This is a genomic window from Erythrobacter sp. BLCC-B19, assembly GCF_028621955.1.
GTDB lineage: Bacteria > Pseudomonadota > Alphaproteobacteria > Sphingomonadales > Sphingomonadaceae > Erythrobacter.
In genome coordinates this window covers 1,795,282-1,817,139 of the sequence record NZ_CP117516.1, presented here as the reverse complement: position 1 = coordinate 1,817,139, position 21,858 = coordinate 1,795,282, and the positions used below count along the sequence as shown (strand labels likewise).

Below are 21,858 nucleotides of genomic sequence, written 5' to 3'. Positions count from 1 at the left end.
GGGTGAACCACAGGTGCGCCCCTTTTTGTGGTATTGCGCATCACAAATAGGTCTGCACGGGTGCGGACCTTTTTGAGGTATTTCGCCTCAAAATTTAGCTCTGGTTTTTGCCACGAACTGGGCGCGCAGACCGCTTATCCTTGAGCCGCTTTGCCACGAACCTCATCCGCAGACTGCGGCAAAAATCCTATATTTGCCACGAAACACTGCCGCGGACCGCCGCCTGAATGGCTTTTAGCGACTGCCGCGCAAATTTGCCCGCCCCTTGAATTTATCGTTCTTTATTAGCATATTGCCACGAACTAGTGGCGCGAACCATGAAGTTGGCGCGTGATGACGAGGGACGATGAGCATGCACTCTGACGATCAACCAGCTGGTGATTCCGAAGCCGGCGAAGCAGACAATCTGGCCGCTTCATCGGCTGGGACAAATGATGAAGACCGCAATGCCGACCGGCGAGACGGTCGGTCTCGCAAAGCGATCCTTGCGCGGCTCTTTGCTGAACTCGGTGTTGATTCATTGCTCGCCAAGCACATCACTGATGACCTCGCATCGCTCATGCCGCCGCGTCATCGGATGTCGAAAAATGATGATGTGACGGCTCGCCTTGTCGCTCTTTTGGAGCGTGATGCGAAAGCGCCCTTGCCGCTTCACATGAAGCCAACCAAGGTGCAATTGGATGTTCTCGGCGACAACGCAACCCGATCTGACGCGAAGTTGGCTGACCTTTATCAGAGCGATGAACGCCTGCTTGCGGCTTACGTTGCAAATGAACGTTTGCGGGGTTTGGTGGCGCTCCAGCTTGCGGAACATGACAATGCCCGACGCGCGTTAACGGCTGAGTTGGCCCGCCGGTATACGGTTGCAGAACAGTGGCGATACAAGTTGCCGAAGTTCCTGTTGCCCCTTGTAGCGGTGATGAACAGGGCCGGAGTCCAGCGCGACGATATGCGTTTAGGCAACACACTGCTGGCCAAAATCATCGATGTGGTCGCTGATCATTTCGCTCGGGACGGCGTCTCCCGCGAAGAATTGAGAGAGGCCGCCAGCATCACGGCCGAGCAATTTGACGAGCAGTTGCGGGAAGATTTGGGCGATCTAGGCTCGCCCTACCTGGAGGAAAGGCAGTTTGTAGAAACGCAGAAGCTGCAGACGAGATTGAAAGAAACCCTGCGCACTCTCGTGAAACCTGTGCAGCGATCGACGCCGGGCGAACGCCATGAGGCGCACAAGAAACTGTGGTGGTCGGCCAAGATGCTGGCACTCTCGGGCGCTGGAATCGATACCCATGGACGCCCCGTATTCAAGTCGATCGAGGACTTCAGGGAAGCGTTGGAGTATCTTATCGAACAAGGATTTTTGGCGCCTGGTGGGAGTTTCGAACCGCCAAAAAAGCCGCCGTATCTTTGATGCGGCGGATCTTCCGATTGTAGTTTTCGGCCGTCACATCGCTCGGTCGGCGCGTGAATGCAGCGCCATTACCAGACCGATTCCATCGCTGATCTCACGCTTTTATGGCGAACTCGAAGGCCCCTTCCCGGTCGATTGCGGGTGCCAGACCTCGGCTTTGCCGGAGTCTGCGCAGTGCTTGCGACGGGTTTCAGACCGCGTAGATGATTCCTGACTGGCGCCATAACTGCGGGCTTAGCGCCACGTCCTGCTCCGCAAAACTCTGATCGCCGAGGCCTCTCGAAACCCCATTCCACCCTTGCCCCTGCACGCTGGCTGCGGCACTAACTGCCTCACGCAAGGGGAATTTCGTGAACCACCAATCGCTTTCGGCATTCATCTGGTCCGTGGCAGATCTGCTGCGCGGGGATTACAAGCAATCGGAATACGGGCGCGTCATCCTGCCCTTCACGGTGCTCCGGCGCCTCGATTGTGTGCTTGCGCCCACCAAGCCAGCAGTGCTCGAAGCGGCAGGAAAGAACCTGCCCGACCCCATGCTCACACGCGCAGCGGGCAACACTTTCTTCAACCGCAGCCCGCTCGATCTGGTCAAGCTCATCGGCGATCAGGATAACATCGCCACCAATCTGCTGAGCTATATCCAAGGCTTCTCACCCGAAGTGCGCGACATCTTCGAGCAGTTCGAGTTCGCCGCCCAGATCGATCGCCTTGCCAAGAATGGCCTGCTCTACCAGGTCACCGAACGCTTCGCCGGCATCGATCTTCACCCCGATCGGGTGGACAACAACCAGATGGGCCTCGTCTTCGAGGAGCTGATCCGCAAGTTCGCGGAAATTTCGAATGAGACTGCCGGGGAGCATTTCACCCCTCGCGAAGTCATCCGGCTGATGGTGAACCTCATCTTCGCCGAGGATGATGATGTGCTGTCCAAACCCAGCGTCGTGCGCTCGATCTATGATCCAACAGCGGGCACCGGCGGGATGCTGTCGATCGCGGGTGAATACCTGCACGAGCACAATCCGCAGGCGCAGCTCACCATGTCTGGGCAGGAACTGAACCCGGAATCCTACGCGATCTGCAAGGCAGACATGCTGATCAAGGGGCAGGACATCGCCCGCATCGTGCAGGGCAACACCCTGTCAGATGACGGCCACCCGGCGCAGACCTTCGATTACATGCTCTCCAACCCGCCGTTCGGCGTGGAATGGAAGAAGGTGCAGAAGGATGTGCAGGACGAGCACCAGCGGCTTGGCTTCGCTGGTCGCTTCGGCCCAGGCCTGCCGCGGGTCTCGGATGGCTCGCTGCTGTTCCTGATGCACCTCCTGTCGAAGATGCGCCCTCATGCCGAGGGTGGCTGCCGCTTCGGCATCGTCCTCAACGGCTCGCCCCTGTTCACCGGCGGTGCGGGCAGCGGGGAGAGCGAGATCCGCCGCTATGTGCTGGAGAACGATCTGGTCGAGGCGATCATCGCCCTGCCCACCGACATGTTCTACAACACCGGCATCGCGACCTATGTCTGGGTGCTGTCGAACAAGAAGCCCGCTGCCCGCGCGGGCAAGGTGCAGCTGATCGACGCCAGCAGCTTCTGGCAGAAGATGCGCAAGTCTCTGGGCTCCAAGCGCAAGCAGATGAGCGATGACCAGATTGCCGAGGTCACCCAGCTGTTCGGCGCTTTCGTCGAGGCGGAGCTGGCGAGCGTGCTGGACGCCAACGGCAAGGAGATCGCCCGCCAGGTTGTGCGCACTGGCGAGACCCCGCCAGCAGCGCCGGCGGGCGGCAAGGTCAAGCTCGCCCCGCTCAGCCGCATCTTCGACAATGCCAGCTTCGGCTATCGCACCATCACGGTTGAGCGGCCCTTGCGCGACGAGGACGGCAAGATCGTGCTCGGCCAGCGCGGCAAGGCCAAGGGCAAGCCGCAGGCCGATAGCGCCTTGCGCGATACCGAAAACGTGCCGCTGTCCGAGGACGTGAACGCCTATTTCGAGCGGGAGGTGAAGCCTCACGCGCCCGACGCCTGGATCGATCACGACAAGACCAAGATCGGCTATGAAATCCCGTTCAACCGGCACTTCTACGTCTTCGAGCCGCCGCGACCGCTGGCGGAGATCGATGCCGATCTGGCCGAAGTCACCGCGCGCATTCAGGGTATGCTGCGGGAGCTGGCGGCGTGAGCTTTCCCGCCTATCCCGAATACAAGGACAGCGGGGTGCCGTGGCTGGGCGAGGTGCCGGTGCACTGGCCCGTGACCCGCCTGAAGAACTCGGTCGCCGATTGCCGCAACGGCATTTGGGGGGATGAGCCACAAGGAGACGAGAACGACATAATCTGCGTGAGGGTCGCAGACTTCATCCGTGAAACCGCATTGGTCGATCTGACATCGCCCACCTATCGAAACGTCCGCGAACAAGATCGCGAAAGCCGTATCGTTCGACCTGGCGACCTTCTCTTGGAAAAATCCGGCGGGGGTGAGAAGCAAGTTGTCGGTGCAGTGGTTCGATACACGCACTCTGAACCTGCGATCTGCTCCAATTTTGTCGCCCGAATGCAGCTTGCACCGAGCATGTGCTCCTTGTTCTGGGCATACGTCCATGCGGCGGCATACGCTGTGCGCTTGAACTACCGATCGGTGAAGCAAACCTCCGGCATTCAGAACCTCGACCAGACCCAGTATCTCGACGAACTAGCCGCATTTCCTCCTATCGAGGAACAAACCGCCATCGCCGCCTTCCTCGACAAGGAAACGGCCAAGATCGACGCGCTGGTGGCGGAGCAGGAGCGCCTGATCGAGCTGCTCAAGGAAAAGCGGCAGGCGGTCATCTCCCACGCCGTCATCAAGGGCCTCAACCCCGACGCCCCAATGAAGGACAGCGGCATCGAATGGCTCGGCGAAATCCCGGTGCATTGGGAGGTGCGCAGCATTGGATCGGTCAGCACCAAGATAACCAACGGCTACGTCGGGCCAACGCGTGACATCCTTGTGGATGATGGCGTCCGCTACCTGCAGTCACTCCACATCAAGCGCAATCGGATCAACTTCCACTCGCCCTATTACGTCACAGAAGATTGGAGCCAGCAACACGCCAAATCCATCCTGAAAGCCGGGGATGTTCTCATCGTGCAGACCGGCGACATAGGTCAAGTAGCGGTGGTCCCACCGGAATTCGCTGGATGCAATTGTCATGCTCTCATCATTGTCAGTCCGACAGACGGCTGGTTGCAAGGGGAGTGGCTGGCATGGGTGTTGAACAGTCCCTATGGGCTGAACTCGTTGCTCGCGATCCAGACAGGTGCCCTTCATCCGCATTTGAACTGCGGCAACGTGAAGGACGTGGCAATACCGTTGCCGCCGATGGACGAGCAAAGTGAACTGGTCGAGCACATCGAACATCAGACCCGAGATTTCGACCGCCTGATCGATGAAGCTCAATCCGCCATCACCCTTCTGCAAGAGCGCCGCGCCGCACTGATCTCCGCCGCCGTCACCGGCAAGATCGACGTGCGCGGGCTGGTCGATGCCTCCGTTAAAATGGAGACGGCATGACAATCGAAGAAGCCGGAACGACCACCGAAACCACGGAGCCCAAGAGCGGCAAAGCCAAATGGTGGCTGATCGGCACAGCTGGCTTCACGGGCCTGTTCTATGCCGTTTGTGGCTTCTACACCGTGCAGCCGATTGGTGCCCTCCCCGAAGGCGCAACCGCCATCGTCTGGCGCAACAGCGGTGAACCCTTCTTCAACTCTGCGGATGCAATCTGCCTCGAACGGACGGGCGGCGTCTCGCTGATGTGCCGCGCCATGGCGATGGGGCAGGCCCCCACAGATCGCATCATCATCCGCCTGCCCTACCTGCACTTCGCCTACACCATGAGCACCGGCGGGAAGGAGTTCGATAGGTGATGGACGTAGGAAAGATCATTGAGGGTCTGCCGCGCAGAACGCCCGCACAGCGAAAGCAGATGCGTCTCAACGCCATCGAGCAATCAGAAAGTGCCGATCCGAAGAAAGCGGCTGAAGCGCAGCAGTTCCTGTCTGCTTTGGGCGAGATGGAGGCCAGCGAGCACGCCGAGCTGATCGCTGAAGTCGCAGGCATGGAGCCGTCGGCACGGGTCATCAAGGCATTCAAGGCAGAGCCGATGACCGACACCGAGCAGAAGCTGATCCAGGTGCTGCTAGACAACCCGCACTCGACATCTGGTGAGCTCACCGAGAAAATCGGCTGGAAGGGCATGAGCTGGCACCTGCACTTCGGCACCATGTGCGCCAATCGCGGGGTCTATCTCGGTCAACCGCCCAAGGCGATGACGCCGAATGGTAAGTTCTACACCGGCATTCTGGCCGACTTCGACGATGCCACAAGCCGCTTCACCATGAAACCGGATGTCGTCGCCGCCTTTGCGCAGCTGGGGCTGAAGGGGAAACACTGATGCCGATTTACGCGCTGACCGAAAATGAACTGGTGCCGGTATCGGCAACGAGCTTCAGTGCGGAAAACATCCATGAGCGCCGACACATCCAGCAGTTGCTGAAGGCCAACATCAGCGTGCTCGACCCCGGCCTGATGGTGATCGCAGAGGAGTTCGGCGACTGGATCGACAGCTCTCGCCGCATCGACCTGTTGTGCATCGATACGGACGCCAATCTGGTGGTGGTCGAGCTGAAGCGCACCGAGGATGGCGGCCACATGGAGCTGCAAGCGCTGCGTTATGCCGCAATGATCTCCGCCATGACCTTCGAGCAGCTGGTCGAGACCTATGCCCGCTATCTGAACCCCGGGCAGCCAGATCATGACGACGCTCTCACCGGCATCCTGCAATTCCTAGGGTGGGATAGCCCGAACGAAGAGCAGTTCGGCCAGGATACGCGGATCATCCTCGCCTCGGCGAACTTCAGCCGGGAGCTGACTACCACCGTTCTGTGGCTGCGTGACCGCAACATCGACGTTCGCTGTGTGCGGCTTCAGCCTTACCGGCTGGCCGATGGCCGCGTGCTGTTGGATGTGCAGCAGCTGATCCCGCTGCCCGAGACGGCAAGTTTCCAGACCCGTATCGGCGTGAAGCGTCAGGCCGAACGCCGGGAACGAACCGAACGCTATGATCAGAGGATCGAATTCTGGTCAGCGTTGCTACCGTATGCGGCGACGCGAACGCCGCTTCACGCCGGCCGTAATCCGACACGCGAAAACTGGATTGCAGCGTCGGCTGGGCGGCAGGGCTTCTCTTACATCTACAATATCCGCCAGCAGGACTCGCAGGTCCACCTGTGGATCGCCGACGACATTCCTGCTTTTCAGGCATTGCATGAGCAGCGGCCGGAAATCGAGCAGGAGGTTGGTCTGCCAATGATCTGGCGGCAGATCGAAGGGCAGATGGGCACGCTGATCGGCATTCAGGTCGCCGGCGGCTACCGCTCCAATCGCGAGGAATGGCCGGAGATTCACAGCAACATGGTCGATGCAATGATCCGGCTGGAAGCTGCGATGGGGCCGCGGCTGGCACGGCTGCGGTGAGGGGGGCAAGATGAGCCTGCACAAGGAAATCAGCTTCGAGAACGAGATCTGCGATTACCTTGGCGCGGCAGGCTGGATTTACGAGGATGGTGCTGCGGTCCGGTATGATCGCGGGCGGGCGCTCTTTCCTGAAGATTTGCGCGAGTGGCTGAAGGAGACCCAGCCCAAGGTGTGGGAAGCGCTGGAGAAAGCGCATGGAGCCGCCGCCCTTGATGTGCTGGGCGACCGCCTGCGCAAACAGCTCGATGATCGTGGCACCCTCGATGTGCTGCGTCACGGGCTCGAACTCATCGGCGTTCGTGGGCTCGTCAGCCTTGCCCAGTTCGCCCCGGCATCAGGCATGAACCCTGAGATTGTGGCGCGCTATCAGGCCAACCGGGTGCGGGTGATCCGGCAGCTGCGTTATTCACGCGCGAACGAGAACAGCATCGATCTGGGGCTGTTCCTCAACGGCATTCCTGTCTCCACCGCCGAGCTAAAGACGGACTTCACCCAGAGCATCGGCGATGCGATCGACCAATACAAGTTCGACCGGAACCCGAAGAACGAACCTCTGCTGACCTTCGCACGCGGGGCACTCGTGCATTTCGCGGTCTCGAACCGCGAAATCATGATGACCACCAAGCTCGAAGGCGGCAAGACGCGCTTCCTGCCGTTTAACCAGGGCACTGATGGCGGTGCGGGCAATCCGGTCAGCCAGACTGGCCATTCCACCGCCTACCTCTGGGAAGAAGTCTGGCAGCGTGACAGCTGGCTGGAGCTGATCGGCCGCTACATGATCGCCAAGCGCGACAAGAAGAAGCAGATCAGCGCGGTGATCTTCCCGCGCTACCACCAGCTGGATGCCACGCGGAAACTGCGTCAGCAGGTCCGCGCCGAGGGCGCCGGTGGGCGCTTCCTGATCCAGCACAGCGCCGGATCCGGCAAGACCAACTCGATAGCATGGTCTGCGCATTTTCTGGCCGACCTCCATGACGAGGCCGACCAGAAGATCTTCTCCAGCGTGATCGTGGTGTCCGATCGCAACGTAATCGACGCCCAGCTGCAAGAGGCGCTGTTCGAATTCGAGCGCACAAAGGGGGTGGTTGCGACCATTACCAGCGACAGCGGCAGCAAGAGCGCCGCGCTCGCCGATGCTCTTGATGCGGGCAAGAAGATCATCGTCTGCACCATGCAAACCTTCCCCTTTGCCCTTGAAGCGGTTCGCGATCGGGCAGCAACCGATGGCAAGAAATTCGCAGTGATCGCCGATGAGGCGCACAGCAGTCAGGCTGGTGAGACTGCCTCTAAGCTCAAAGCAGTGTTGTCGCCGGAAGAGGTGGCCGAACTCGGAGATGGCGGGGAAATCAGCGCCGAAGACGTTCTTGCAGCCCAGATGACGGCGCGGGCTGCGGATGACGGCGTGACCTATGTCGCCTTCACCGCAACGCCCAAGACCAAGACGATGGAGCTGTTCGGCCGCAAGCCGAATCCGACCGCACCGGCAGGCGAGACCAACAAGCCGGCGCCCTTCCATGTCTATTCGATGCGGCAGGCGATCGAGGAAGGCTTCATCCTCGATGTCCTGAAGAATTACACGCCCTACAGTCTGGCCTTCAAGCTGGCGAGCGAGTCTGAGGAGTGGGATGAACTCGAGGTCGAGCGCAGCGCCGCTGTCAAAGGCATCATGCGCTGGGTGCGCCTGCATCCCTACAACATCGCGCAGAAGGTGCAGATCGTCGTCGAGCACTTCCGCGAGAACGTTGCGCCGCTGCTCGATGGTCAGGCCAAGGCCATGGTTGTGCTGGGCAGCCGGCTCGAAGCTGTGCGCTGGCAGATAGCAGTCGAAAGCTACATCAAGTCGCAGGGCTACCGCATGCGCACGCTGGTCGCTTTCTCCGGCGAGGTGAATGACCCCGATCACAAGGGCGAGACATTCACGGAGGCCAGCGCCAGCCTCAATCCCGGCTTGAACGGCCGGGACATCCGCGCGGCCTTTAACGACGATGATTGCAAGTTGCTGCTGGTGGCGAACAAGTTCCAGACCGGCTTTGATCAGCCCCTGCTGTGCGGGATGTATGTCGATCGCAGACTGGCCGGGATCCAAGCGGTCCAGACGCTATCGCGCCTCAACCGCGCCCACCCCGGCAAGGACACGACCTACATCCTCGACTTCGTGAACAGCTCGGAGGAGATTCTCGCGGCGTTCCGGCAATATTACGAAACCGCCGAGATCGAGGCCGCGACCGATCCCAACCTGGTCTATGATTTACGCCAGAAGCTCGATGGCCAAGGCTACTACGACCAGTTCGAGGTGGACCGGCTTGTGGCGGTCGAACTCGATCCCACCGCGACGCAAGGCCAGTTAATTGCCGCAATCGAGCCGATAGCCCAGCGCATGCTCACGCTCTTCAACAATGCGCGCGATCGCCACAAGGCAGCCACCGAGCGCAAGGATATGTCGGCAGCAGGCGAGGCCAAAGAAGAGATGGATGCGCTGCTGCAGGCGCGCGGCGATATGGCAGCGTTCATCCGGATATACGCGTTCCTGTCGCAGATCTTCGACTACGGCAGCACCGAGATCGAGAAGCGCAACCTGTTCTTCAAGCGGTTGGTTCCGCTACTGCAATTTGGCCGCGAGCGTGAAACCGTGGATCTGTCCGGCGTCAAGCTTACCCACCACAGCTTGAAGGATCAGGGCTCGCGTCAATTGCATCTCAGCGATGACAAGGTGCCCCTCCCCGCCATCACGGGGGTAGGATCGGGATCGGTGCAGGAAAAGGAAAAGGCACTGCTGGCGGAGATCATCGCCAAGGTGAACGACCTGTTCGAGGGCGAGCTTACCGATGGCGATCAACTCGTCTATGTAAACAACGTCATCAAGGGCAAGCTGCTGGAATCCGAAGAGCTTCGCGCCCAAGCCATCAACAATAGCAAAGCGCAGTTCGCCAACTCACCCACGCTCGCCGAAGAGTTGGTCAACGCCATCATCGATGCCATGACCGCGCACGAGACAATGAGCCGCCAAGCCTTGAATTCAGCGAAAGTGCGCGAAGGCCTGCGCGATGTGCTGCTGGGCCCTGGCCAGCTTTACGAGGAACTGCGCAAAGGAGGCAAATAGCATCTGTCCCGCAATTTCGATCTTCTTCTAGGGGGCGTAGAGGTAGGAGTTTAGCCTCACTTTGTTGAAGGCTTCACGCATTTCAGCGCCATCAAATATGGGCCGCGCGGCGGCCGGTTCATCCGACCCGCCCGGGCCTTGGGGGATATATTTAGGCTCAGAACTCACTTTTGAAGCTGAAAGACGATGATCGCCCGGATCAACGGGGAACACATGAAGTTGTAAGCTTGCAAACTCGTTCAGCCGGCACCCGGAGGAGCGTAAGTCACCGTGCATTGCCTGCGGTCATTGTAGAGCGCTTCGATGCCCCTGCCTATCGTCAGTTCATGGCGTTTGACCGCACCTCCCGCGTGACGAACGTCCACTTCGATGAAGCGATCGTGGAAATCATCATCCCTAGACCTCTTGCTGCGACGCGCCAGTGCCAGGCGAGGTGCCGCGCCGGCGAAGCTAGTTGAATAGCTGGAGCCAAATTCGCGGCGGCAAGCTACTTCATCGACATCACCTTCAACCTCAGGCGCATACTCAATCACGACGCTCTCAACCGTGCCCGCCACCGACTTGAGGGACTGCAAGAACGCTATCTGCGAACTACGAGCGGAATGGGTGGCAATCGCATATGGATCACGGATAGTGACTTGAGCGATATGGCGACCAGCAAATAGCGCCAGAATTTCGTCGGTTGGTCTCGGTTCCCCTGGGGCTCTGCGCCAGAGCCTTATCTGGGCATCGGCGAGGGCATTGGGCAATGACAGGACACGTCTCGGCTCTACCCTGTCATCAGCCTCAGTCTGTCGCGGCCCAGCGTCTTCTTGATCATTGTCCGGCTCAGCCTTTGCATCGCGTGGGGCGAAACTTTCTTGTTCTGAGTTGTCGGTTACGTTTTCGCTCGGCGTCGGATCAAAGGAGTTCGGCTGCTCCTGCTTCGATGCTTCCTTATCAGATGCCGAGGGCTCGATCCGACTCGGCTCTTGATTTTCTTGGAGGATCTCACGCTCAAGTGAGACCTCGCGGAACAGGTCGCCCAGCTCACCATCGCTGGCGTCAGGCGGAAAGAACAGATCTCGGGTGAGTTTGCGCTTGCGCTCAATGAGCGCGTTGAGACGCAGGTCAAAACTCGACGGTGCAAGATCCGGGTCAGGGTGCACTGCGATAGGCAGATAGACGTGCACATCACGTGTTTGACCGATCCGAAACACACGATCGGTCGCTTGATCCTCTACCGCAGGGTTCCACCAGCGCGAGAGATGTATGACGTGGTTCGCCGCAGTGAGCGTAAGACCTACCCCGCCTGCCTTGGGAGACAGGATCATCACGTCGAATGTGCCGCGGCGCGACTGGAACGCTTCGACCAGCGCCTGGCGCTTGGGGCCTGGAACCGTGCCATTGATCCGTGAAGGGCGAGATGACAGTCCAAATCGGTTGGCTATAAGGCTGGCCAACCTATCCTGCATGGCGAGGTCTTCGACAAAGATAAGTGCTTTCTCTTTTGCTGCGGCGACTTTTTCTAGGATCAAGAGTGCCTGAGCGAGCCGGGCCGAGTCCTCCGCATAAGCATCGAGATCATCTGGTGCATATCGGGGGTCGACGGGATGGAGTGATACGCCACGCATGTTCGCTAGCGTGGTCAGCATCCCACCCTTGCCGAGGTTGCCCGCCGCACCAGCAGCGGCCGCACGTATCACGAGGTCCCGGTAAGCTGCGGCCTGTATGGGCGGCATTTCCTGCTCGAGAACATGCACGGTTTTCGTCGGCATTCCGTCGAGCACCTCCCCCTTCATGCGGCGCAGCATGTAAGGCGGACGGCCAAGGACAGCATCGGTCAGCTGCGCTTTCAGCCTGGCAAGCGCTTCGTTGTCGTCGGATGGATGTCTTTTTTCGAAATCCCGACTGGCACCGAGAAACCCTGGTGCCACGACGTCCATAATCGACCACAAATCCTGAAGGCGGTTTTCGACGGGCGTGCCCGTCATTCCGAGAGTGAATTCGGAATTGAGCGCCTTGGCAGCGCGTGTCATCTGACTGCCCGGGTTCTTGAGCTTCTGAATCTCATCGTAAATGATCAGCCCGAACCGTGTGCGGGCGAAACTGAAGTGATAGTCGCGCAGTGTCTCATAGGTTGTCAGGACCACGCCTGCGTCGCGCCAATTCGCAGCATCGAGGGAAGCCTTGCCCGTCTCGATATCGCGTGCGGCGAAGCTATCTTCGTCTCTCAGAAGCTTGAGGTTGCCACCAAAAGCTGGAACCAGCGGGCCCAGATGAGGCTCGTGAAGATGCTTTTCTATTTCCGTGCGCCAAGTCCCCAGAAGACCGGTCGGGGCCACAATTAGGAAGGGCGCGCGAGACCTCCTTCCAGACGCCGCTTCAGCCTGTAGCCATGCCATGAAGGCGATGGCCTGTATGGTTTTCCCAAGCCCCATATCATCGGCAAGCAATGCACCTGGCCTGCCTGCGAGGCAGCTCTGTGCCAGCCACGTCAGGCCTTCAATCTGGTGCGATTTGAGCGTCGACCGAAGCAAACCGGGAGCTTCAATCGAACGAGTAGGTTGGCTGCCCAATTCCCGGGTCAAACCTGCCGGCGCGTAGTCGACCTCTTCGAAATTGTCGCGAACGACGAGAAATAGCTTGCCTTGCGTCGCCGCGTTCCAATCTGCGTCGTCGGCACTCGCTTGGGAGTCATCGGTAACGTCGCCCTTACTGACGAAGGCTGCTAGACTCGCCAGTGCATCGCGGCTCTGATCATTGACAGGAAGTTTTTTGGGCGGCGGGAGCCCATTTTCGGTCGCGGATTCTAACAATCCCTCGACGTTGACATCGGGCAGATTGGCGTTTGCAGCATCCTCGAGACGTCGGGCGACTTCCGAAATGTTCTCAACGGGTAGGGAGAAATAGTCCTCTCCGATACGCAGCCCGAACCGCTCCGGTATCCAGCTGTTTTTTTGTGACTGGACGATCCATGGCAAGACCGGAGCACGCCATACATCAACGCCAGCAACCCGCGCCGAGAACTGTTCTGTCTCGATGAACAGGTTCTCGAGGCCAATTGCCTCAGACTCGTCTTCCCCGAGTGTTTCGCGCATGACTTTGCGCGGATTGAGAACGAAGGCCCGGCGTTGTGCCTCAGGCGCGTCCTGAAGCTTGCGCACCACATCTAGGGCTGGGCGCAGAGACGGGTCAATGAACAGATATTCGCCGTTCCTAAGGACGTAAACGGGTCGCGCGCCCGACTCACGACGGAATCTGTCACTCGCAAAGAGCCTCTGGGCCGAAGGTGAGAGGATGCTGTCAGCTTCCTCATCGAGCCCTACCCCCTCATCCATCGCAACTGAGACTGATCTTGCACTAAAGAGGACTGGATCGAAATCAGTGCGATCGGGAGTTAACGCCTTAAGCTTGAGCGACAGGCTGGCTGCATAGTGGACCCGAAGGTCTTTGAGATAGGAATCGCTCTCGATGGGAAGCTGCGGATCGTCGGGCCAGTGCTCCCGCAGCTTTGCGAGCGCCTCGAAACGATCGGAACGCTGTAGCGACCGTGTCAGCGGCTCGGCTGCGTTATGCAGCGACCAAAGCGGCTCCGGCACTCGCCGTGGTCCAGTGTCAGTCCAGAGCAGCGCGCCTCGCAGCTGCGATCGAACTGGTTGCCCTCCTGGACGAACCCATCTTACGTTGAGACGAAACTCGTCCTGGTCGATCCGGTTTTGCGGCGACAAATCAAGGGCGAGGGGTGTCGGGGCAGGAAGGCCAATAAGCGCAGCAGTGCTTGCGTTGAGGGAGGCAACAGCACCGGGCTGCAATCTCAGATGATCTTCCTTTAGCAGAACTCCAGCCGAGCCTTCTTCATCGCCCTCATGTGTCGCCTGCAACGAAACTAAAGTTGCTGCAACATCAGGACGAAGACGAACCCAATCAGACAAGGGCACCCTCGTCTTCCCGCGATTGAGGGTGATTATGAGGTCGTCGCCGTCTTCCTGCCAGGCGAAGCCTGGCTGATCTTCCTTACGAAAGGGGTTCTTAAACACCCGATGGCCTCCACGATGGCTTCGGAGAAAAGAAGTTCCTCCCCTCGATTATCTTGGCGAGGTTCTTCTGCCACGTGAACGTGCGCGGTGATGAATGGCTTCCTTGGATTGGAGCGCTGTAGAGCTCGCCATAGCGATAAGCGCTTCTGAAAAGCTCCGGATGGCCCTTATGCTGCCTTTGCCAAACTTGGAATTTCGCGTTGTGGCTCCAATCCACGATTGTGAGGTCCCCAATCCGCAGGATCAATGCGGCGTGCTGGGGGGATTTGTCGAACTGTTTCCCAAACGCCGTGAATGACTTATCTCCGGTCTCTCTGGCAACCTTGCGGGCCAAACTGGCTCCGTCATCGCCAAAGGCGACCCACGCTGCATCGATGCCCGGAGTTGAACCGTCGCTAAGCAGATAAGACATCCAAAAGGCGCGGCGGTATGACCACATAAGTTTGGAGGCGTAGTCAGGCATGAGACGATCGACTATGTCGAGGAACTGAAGGACTGACGCCCGCGTAAGCCAGCGCATTAACACGGCGTATGCGCCCGGCGCTTCATCCATTATCGTGCGCCAGCGGCCCGGCACTGCACGCGGATCTCCGCCACCGAAGCGCTCCAGCATACCAAGTAGTGCCGATTTATGGGCCTCGCTTGGCTCCTCGATTTGCCAAGGGATCAAGCTGGCCTGCACAAAATCAGGCCATGCCCGTTGATAACCGAAATCGCCTGCCTCGTTGCGCGCCCACTCAATCAGGATACGCTGCCCTGACACCGCATCCTGCCCCTTCATCTTCTTCACAAGGTTGCAGGCGAACCGAAATGCAGCTTCGACCAGACCGCCGAAACGACGCCCTGCCGTGTCGAGTCCGGCAGTTCGCAAAACATCAAAAGGTTTGTCTCCGCTTGCAAGGATGCGCCGCGCGAGAACTTCGGGCGAACGAGCGGGATCGAGGAGCGCGAACTCCGTAATCCTATCTGGCCAGTTGTCGTTGTCACGCCAAGGCCATCCAGCGGCAAGAGCTTGAAGGCGGCGGGCGAGCGAAACAACTGCCGAGCTGTCGCGGTCGAACCCGTCGAGATAGGCATCAATCACCGCAAAGAAGGCGGCCCGGCGTCGGTTCCGCTCCACTTCACCCAGCAATCGATCAATGACGGTATCATCCTCAGCTAGCGGGTGTGGGGGATGCAGCACAGTCCGGCATCCATTACGGAGGTCTCTTCGGGCCAAGGGCGGAAGAGGGGGGGCCTTTGCCCATCCAATAAGGCGTTGCTGGAGTTCGCCTATCTGCTCGACTTCGCCCAAATCGGAGGTCCCATTTTGTGAGATTTTCGCGACGCTGCGCCGCAACTTTTCTGGTTGAGTTGCGCCTACGCGCAACCTTGCAGATAGCAGCTTTGGGTCAGCGACTAGGTTGGCAAGGTGGCTCATCGCTTCTTAAGCCTGTCCTCAAGCGATTGCTTTGCTTTACCGTCGTCGGGCGCCATCATGATCAGGCGCAGGTCGATGCGGCGATTTTGCCGCTTTCTTTGCTCCTCGTCTCCCTGTGAGTTGGGAACTGGCCGCATTTCACCATATCCGCTAACGCTCAATATTGGTTCGCAGCGGCCATGCTTGGGAGCGCATAGGTCAATGAGTTCCGGTTCGAACTCAAGCAATGCCCGGAACGTATTCGTCGCACGGACTACGGATAAGTCCCAATTGTCTCGAAGCGTGCCGGAACCTCCGTAGGGATCACTATCTGTGTGCCCCTCCACGTAGACTGACTCGATTAGATGGTTGCTCTCTGGGCACCGGCTGTCGCGGTTCAACCCTTGGCTATAGCAAGGAAGGACGTCGCGAAGCGCATCTGCAAGAGCACTGACTTTCTCCCTACCGTCAGTCTTGATCTGGCTTTGCCCACTGTCAAAAAGAATCGAGTCAGGCAAGCGGAGGACACCATTGTCGCGATCAATGATCACCTCCACGTTTCTTGCCTTTAGCGTCTCCTGCAACTGCTCTAAGATTTCGCTCCTTGTCTTGTCGGATTCGGTCAGCTTCTTTGTTTCCTCTTGAAATTGAAGAGCAAAATACATCAGGAGGATGATGAATATGAAAACCAGACCGACCATTAGATCGGTCATGGAGACGAAATAGTTCTCCTCGTCAGCCAGTTGCTCGTGGACTTCCTCCAAGATCATTCAGCTGGCTCCGGCATGTTCCGCGTCAGCTCAACGAAATCGTCAAGGGATTCAGCATACTCTTCGATCTGCGTGAGGGTATTGCTCAGCCGGCCTACTGCTGCCGCCATTTCTCGGTCCGTTTCCTGTGCGAACTTCCGGAACTCTGTCAGGCTGTCGCCAAGGGTCTCAGCAAGCTTTTCGGTAGCTACAGAGAGAGCGCGATCGACACCCTCGAAACGGGCGCGATAATCATTCCAAGCCGCTTCGGCAGATTGCTGGGTGGTGCGGATTGCTTCCGCTAGTGACCTCATCTCACCGATTGCCGCCACCGCTGCCGCTCGGTCTGACTCAACCGTATCAGCAACTCGCCGCGTAGCTTGATCAATCGAACGTGCGGCCTCGGCGACCGGCCCTGCAGCGCTAGCGAACCCTTGCGCCGCGTCGGTCATGGAGCTTGCCACCGTCCTTGCGCTATCGGTGATACTGCGCATCGCTTCGGCTGTCTGGGCTGCCCTGTCGCTTGACTGACCGAAGCCAACACTTGCACGCTCGACCTGCTGCGCAGCCTCGCCCACTGCCGCGCTAAGTTTCTGGGTGGTCTCTCGTAGCTCTCCGCTTGAGGCCTCGATCGCCTTGCGGAAGGTTTCGCCGCTTGCTTCCACGCCCGTCTTGAGAGTCTTTTCCACTTCCTGCCGAAGGGTTCCAGCAGCCTCGGCTCCCGCATTTTGTAATGTAGAAAGCATCGTCGTCAGCATTGCGGTTGAGCGGCCTTGGGCATCTTCGATGCCAGCCAAGATATCCGCAAGCGCCGCTTGCTGAGCGGCCTGCGCCGCATCGCTTTGTTCGGTCATGCGGGTTCCCATCCCGTCAACCTGTGCTGTGAGGCGATCAAAAGCATCACGGATATCGGAGGCAGCCTTAGCGAAATCCTCCCCCGCAAGTCGGATTTGGTTGGCAGCGTCAGCCCCGCTGTTGCCGACCGATTGGCCGATGGTATCAAGCTTGCTGCGCAGCTCGCCCAGTGTGTCGCTAAGGCCCCGCAACTGTTCTCCACTGACCTTTTCAATCGCTTCGCGGGCACCCGCACCGATCCCCTGAGTGACAGACGTCATATTGTCATTCAGTTGACTAAGTGAGGCAGCAACTGGGGCAATCGCTTGGGTGAACTGGACGCCGATACGTTCCGAAAGTTGTAGAGCTACATCGGTGTTGAAGAATTTCAGCTGGTCGCGTTGTTCGCGCATGACCTCAAGCTGCTCAACAGCCAACCTTTGCGGCGACACATAGAGCAACCCGCGCTCGAGCAGCTCGCAGATCAAATCCAGCTCTCGGCGGATCCTCTTGCTGAGGTTGTATTCTGTGAAGCGTAGCCAGATGGATGCGCCAAGACCCGCCACGGAAGTGAAGAACTTTGCGCCCGCGACGGTCAAGAGGTCTCTGAGCGACCCTTGTGCAGCGGCGACATCTGCCCCCATGTTTTGCGCTGCAGTGTTCAGCGCGACGATCAAACCGAGAAACGTAAGGATGAGCCCCGCGCCGACAAAAATGTTTGAGGCGAAGTGAAGGACCGTCAGCTTTGGGGCTGACCGGTTAAAGAATGCGCTGGGACGATTGGTGTTCCGCACTGGCGAAGCGGTTTCATCGACCATCGACTCCTGGAATTCGCGCCATGCCTGCACAAGATGATGGGCGCCTATCTGGTCAGCTGCCATCGCACTTGCGACCCGAATGTAATTTTCGGAAAAAGAGCGCCTCTCGGCCTCAGGGTCTTTATCGTCACCCAGAGCTGCCTGCAGTGCGTCAACGCGTTCTCGGGCAGCCGCGAGGAAGGGGATAACACTCGCTCGCGCCCGGTGCCGCACAAAGAGCGCAATGGCAAACATGCCTGGCACGAAGACGAAGGGCACGACCCAGCGCTCGCCATAGACGAAGTTCAGGAGGCCCAAGATCGCATCGAGAAGTTGCTCGAGGATTCCGCTCATATCTCTCCAATCGAAAAGCCGCTCTGGAAGCAGTCGTGTGACTGAACTTCTTCGCCAAGCCCGATGGGCTAAATGACTGCCAAACGGTTCAAAAATCAAGCTTGGGATTGGCTAGCCGGTTGCAATGGCTACCCAATCCCGGATGGCCGACATCAGCGGCACTCTCTTCGCCTTATCAGCATGATGGCCGCCTTCACCACAAGTCCAATTCATTGTCGCGCGGGCATAATCTTGCAGGCCTGCGGCTCCAGTCTATGAACGGGTATCGAGCGGTCACCATATCCTTAGCCACCTATCATTGGCAGAATTTTCGCTGCGCGTCGCGCCCGGGGGCAGATCCGACGCGAGAGCGGTGCCGAATATGCAGTAGTTGCACTGTCTTCTGGCGCGGGATGTGCGCAGTTACGATCGGCATTTCGCGCACCATGATATCGAGCCGCTCACGCAGCTCTTTGACCTCACCGAGTGCGAGAGCCCGGCGATCGTATTTTCTGGGCCCAGTCCCCTCACGCGCGTGTCCCATGTGCATGGCCAAGATCTTTTCTGCGACGTCTGGAGCGGCGAGGACACTCTGATTATAAGTGCGCTGCGAGTGATAGTCGGCTTTCTTGCCATCACGCGTTTCGGGCAACGGCATCAGGGCGTGAGTGGCGTCCGCGATATAGCGCCAAGCGATAGCGTAAAAGCGCCTGCCACCTTTCGAGGGAACCTTCTTACCTCCGCCATGATACTTGGCGTCGTCACACCAAAGCTCCGGGAAGACGGGAGTGCATACCCCGGGCACGTGTTTCTGCTCCTTGGCGATCGCCTCGACATACCTCTGCAGGCCCAGGTCGAGTAGCTCAGGATGGAGAGGCATGACCCGGGCGCGCGACTTGTTTTTCAATCGACGTAGCTCGTTCTTTTTCACCACCACGTAGGGCACCTCGCAGTCGAAATTGAAGTCATCGACTTCAAGCCCCGCTCCTTCCTCGCGACATAAGCCTGTGTAGCTCCCGATAAGAGGAAGCCAGTAAGCGGCGTCCATATAGATGATCGGCCGGTTGCTCGGCTTGAGGCGGGCAATGTTGCCTCCGCCACCCTGCCAGAGCGGCAGCGAATACAGAGCCTGCAGATGCTCCGGCGTCCACGGCATCCGGTCTGGATTATCAGGATCATCCTCAACCCGGATGTTGTAATCATTGAAATTCACTTCGAGCCGATCGCCATACTTCAGGCGCCAATGTGTTTTTGCCAGGCGCTGGGAGACGTTCTGGAGGATGCTCAAATCACGATTTATGGTGCGCACGTTACGCTCCTTGCCCGTGTTCGAGGGAATGTTCTTCTCATCGAACGGAATGGCCATCGCACCGCTCTTGTTGAGCTTCCCCCATTTGAAATCGCTGGGAAATTTCGCAACCGTCTTGGCGAAATATTGCGCATCAGCCGCGCTCCAGTCGCGCAGCCTCTTGTCCCCACAGATCCAAGCGGCTCTTTCGCAGACGGCCTCGCGCTGGCCATTGTCCTTCGCCCAACCTCTTTCCGTCTCCAATTCAGCCAGCACTTCGTGCATCACTTCGCTGAAACGCAGATCGCTAGGGAAGGCGTAAATGCTTTCTGGCGCAGACTGATTTGCGGCTGGAGCTGTTGCCGTGACGGGTTGTGGCGCCGGAGTTGAGGAGACTTGTGGCCTATTGCGCTCCATTGATGCTCGTCCGACGATAGCGTCATCCAGAAGCGCCATTATCCCACGCCCGGAAGCATTCACCTCCTCACTGTCGAGGAGCGTGGAACGTCGGTGGGCCTCGGCGTATCCGCTTAAGATCTGCGAACGCGCCTCACGGATCGTGCCTTCGTTCAGCGGCCCGCCGAGTTCCTGAAGGGCCTTTTGGGCTTCGATCCCGCTTACACTCATCGGCGTTACGAGATGTTGCAGCGTCTTACATAGCAGGGCGAATTCTTCACCGCCCCAAGTTTCATCGGTCTCCGCTTCGATCGTCTCGAGATCAATCGCGGCAGCATCATGCGGCACGCGGGCAACGATACGATAGGCCGCCTCCATGATCCGATGCAGCCCGGCGTGCGGCTGTGCGGAACCCATCGGAGCCCTCACATGCGCGGTTGCCCGCGCGAGCTCATCTTCCAACCCTTTGCGGAAGAGGGCCTCCTGCTGGTGGATGGTCAGGTGACCTCGCTCAATTTTCGGCGTCATTAACATGTTCAATTCGTCCCATTTCACGGCCAGCCGCCGGACGAGGCGACGTGCCTCGACAGGGTCGGATGTGCCCAACGCAATGCTTATAGGACGACTACATTTGTAGACGGCAGGCTTTCTTCGCCGAAAATGATACCGGGCTCCGCGGCGCACAAGATAGCTGTGCTGGCCCATGTCAGCGGACCCCTAGGCCAAACGCGTTCGGCCGGATGCCTCCCGTGCCCGGCCTGTGAGAAGCCATGTGAGAAGCTATGGGTGAAGGTGAACGCATTACCGCCTCCGGAATGGCGGTTTTCTGCTGTTTTTTCAGGATTGTGGAGCGGGTGAAGGGAATCGAACCCTCGTCGTAAGCTTGGGAAGCTTCTGCTCTACCATTGAGCTACACCCGCATCGCGCGCTGGTCTGGGATTTTGCAGCGCGGCGGGCCGGTGGGAGGGGTTGCGCCTCGCGATCCGGCAGCGCGCCACTGCCACGATTGCGGCCTTTGGGTCAACCCTGATCTGGTGCGCGGTCAATCCTCCAGCCAGTGGCGACGGGCGAACCATGCCATCACTGCGCCGCCGATCACCACGCAAAAGGCGACCACGCCCCAGAACGCCCAGGGGTCACGCGCGAAGGGGATGCCCTCGACATTCATGCCAAGCAGGCCCGTGACGAAGGTCAGCGGCAGGAAGATGAAGGCCACCACTGCGATCCCGAGGCTGCGCTGATCGATCATCTCGGCGCGCAGATCTGTCAGCTGTTCGTGCAGCAACGCCGCCCGCTCGCGCACGGCCTCCAGCTCTTCGGCCATGCGGGCAAAACGGTCCGCCGCCTCGCGCAGATGCATCCGGTCTTCCCGGCTGATCCAGTCGAAATCGAGCTGCGCCATCTGGCCCAGAGCATCGCGATCGGGCGCAACGAAGCGGCGCAGCACGATAGCCTGTGATCGCAGCGCGGCGATCTTGCGCCGCAACGCGTAGATGTCGCCCCCATCGAGCATCCGCTCGCAATCATCGAGCTGGTCGCCGAGATCGGCGACTTCGGGGTCAAGCTCGGTGCTGATCGCCTGCGCAAGGATCGAAACGAAGTCGCCCCCGTCAATGATCTTGCCCGCCCGCGCCAGCGCTTCGACCTTGGCAAGCGCGGCGAGCCGGTAGCGGCTGACCGATGTCACGCGCGCGCCTTCGACCCAGACGCGGATCGACACCAGCCCGTCGCTGCCATGCGCCGCATCGCGCGCGGTGCCGCGCAGGTTGATGAGCACCGCATCGTCGACTTCATCGCAGCGCGGGCGGGTCTCGCTCGCCAGCAGTGCGCCGGCGGCCATGCGCGGGACATAGGCGGGCAGGTGCATGGCCTCGGCCGACCCGGTGCCCTCGGCATGGAGCCACACGAACCCCGGCCCGGCATAGCTGGCGACCGCATCTGCGGAAATGTCGGACACCACGCCGCCTTCGACAAGCAAGGCCTGAAGGGCGAGCGGAGCAGGATCGGGCGCTGACATCGCCGCTGG

At 59.3% G+C, this 21,858-nt stretch carries 13 protein-coding genes and 1 tRNA gene; 7 read left to right on the top strand and 7 right to left on the bottom strand.

Going from position 1 to position 21,858, the window contains the following annotated elements; translation table 11 throughout:
• Nucleotides 1-352: 352 nt before the first annotated feature.
• From PS060_RS08470 to PS060_RS08440, 7 genes are all read left to right on the top strand, one after another.
• Complete coding sequence (locus tag PS060_RS08470) at nt 353-1,411, top strand: hypothetical protein (RefSeq protein WP_273982404.1); 1,059 nt, start codon at nt 353-355, stop codon at nt 1,409-1,411.
• A gap of 350 nt (nt 1,412-1,761) precedes the next feature.
• On the top strand, nt 1,762-3,582 hold the full coding sequence (locus PS060_RS08465) for a type I restriction-modification system subunit M (RefSeq protein ID WP_273982403.1): 1,821 nt from the start codon (nt 1,762-1,764) through the stop codon (nt 3,580-3,582).
• Complete coding sequence (locus tag PS060_RS08460) at nt 3,579-4,952, top strand: restriction endonuclease subunit S (protein WP_273982402.1); 1,374 nt, start codon at nt 3,579-3,581, stop codon at nt 4,950-4,952. The genes PS060_RS08465 and PS060_RS08460 overlap by 4 nt, the downstream gene beginning before the upstream one ends.
• Nucleotides 4,949-5,308, top strand: a complete 360-nt coding sequence (locus PS060_RS08455; protein WP_273982401.1) for a hypothetical protein — start codon at nt 4,949-4,951, stop codon at nt 5,306-5,308. The genes PS060_RS08460 and PS060_RS08455 overlap by 4 nt, the downstream gene beginning before the upstream one ends.
• On the top strand, nt 5,308-5,835 hold the full coding sequence (locus PS060_RS08450) for a hypothetical protein (RefSeq protein ID WP_273982400.1): 528 nt from the start codon (nt 5,308-5,310) through the stop codon (nt 5,833-5,835). The genes PS060_RS08455 and PS060_RS08450 overlap by 1 nt, the downstream gene beginning before the upstream one ends.
• Complete coding sequence (locus tag PS060_RS08445; RefSeq protein WP_273982399.1) at nt 5,835-6,917, top strand: DUF4268 domain-containing protein; 1,083 nt, start codon at nt 5,835-5,837, stop codon at nt 6,915-6,917. The genes PS060_RS08450 and PS060_RS08445 overlap by 1 nt, the downstream gene beginning before the upstream one ends.
• Before the next feature lie 10 nt (nt 6,918-6,927).
• Nucleotides 6,928-10,017 carry a type I restriction endonuclease subunit R gene (locus tag PS060_RS08440; protein ID WP_273982398.1) on the top strand — a complete coding sequence of 1,030 codons (3,090 nt, stop codon included), beginning with the start codon at nt 6,928-6,930 and terminating at the stop codon, nt 10,015-10,017.
• Between the two features lie 239 nt (nt 10,018-10,256).
• Here PS060_RS08440 and PS060_RS08435 read toward each other — a convergent pair whose 3' ends face one another.
• From PS060_RS08435 to PS060_RS08405, 7 genes are all read right to left on the bottom strand, one after another.
• The gene (locus PS060_RS08435) at nt 10,257-14,036 is read right to left on the bottom strand and encodes a DEAD/DEAH box helicase (RefSeq protein WP_273986822.1); all 3,780 of its coding nucleotides are present in this window, start codon (nt 14,034-14,036) and stop codon (nt 10,257-10,259) included.
• Complete coding sequence (locus PS060_RS08430) at nt 14,029-15,456, bottom strand: EH signature domain-containing protein (protein ID WP_337960240.1); 1,428 nt, start codon at nt 15,454-15,456, stop codon at nt 14,029-14,031. Before PS060_RS08430 ends, PS060_RS08435 begins: the two co-directional genes overlap by 8 nt.
• Nucleotides 15,453-16,205, bottom strand: a complete 753-nt coding sequence (locus PS060_RS08425; RefSeq protein WP_273986819.1) for an OmpA/MotB family protein — start codon at nt 16,203-16,205, stop codon at nt 15,453-15,455. Before PS060_RS08425 ends, PS060_RS08430 begins: the two co-directional genes overlap by 4 nt.
• Entirely contained in the window at nt 16,202-18,169 is a 1,968-nt protein-coding gene (gene zorA, locus PS060_RS08420) for an anti-phage ZorAB system protein ZorA (RefSeq protein ID WP_273986817.1), read from the bottom strand. Before zorA ends, PS060_RS08425 begins: the two co-directional genes overlap by 4 nt.
• 295 nt (nt 18,170-18,464) lie before the next feature.
• Nucleotides 18,465-20,537, bottom strand: coding sequence for a DUF6538 domain-containing protein (locus tag PS060_RS08415; protein ID WP_337960239.1), 2,073 nt, complete (start codon nt 20,535-20,537; stop codon nt 18,465-18,467).
• Between the two features lie 141 nt (nt 20,538-20,678).
• Nucleotides 20,679-20,752: transfer RNA gene (locus tag PS060_RS08410), tRNA-Gly, on the bottom strand.
• A gap of 122 nt (nt 20,753-20,874) precedes the next feature.
• Nucleotides 20,875-21,849: a CorA family divalent cation transporter gene (locus PS060_RS08405; RefSeq protein WP_273986814.1), complete on the bottom strand. Its 975-nt coding sequence runs from the start codon at nt 21,847-21,849 to the stop codon at nt 20,875-20,877.
• Nucleotides 21,850-21,858 lie beyond the last annotated feature (9 nt).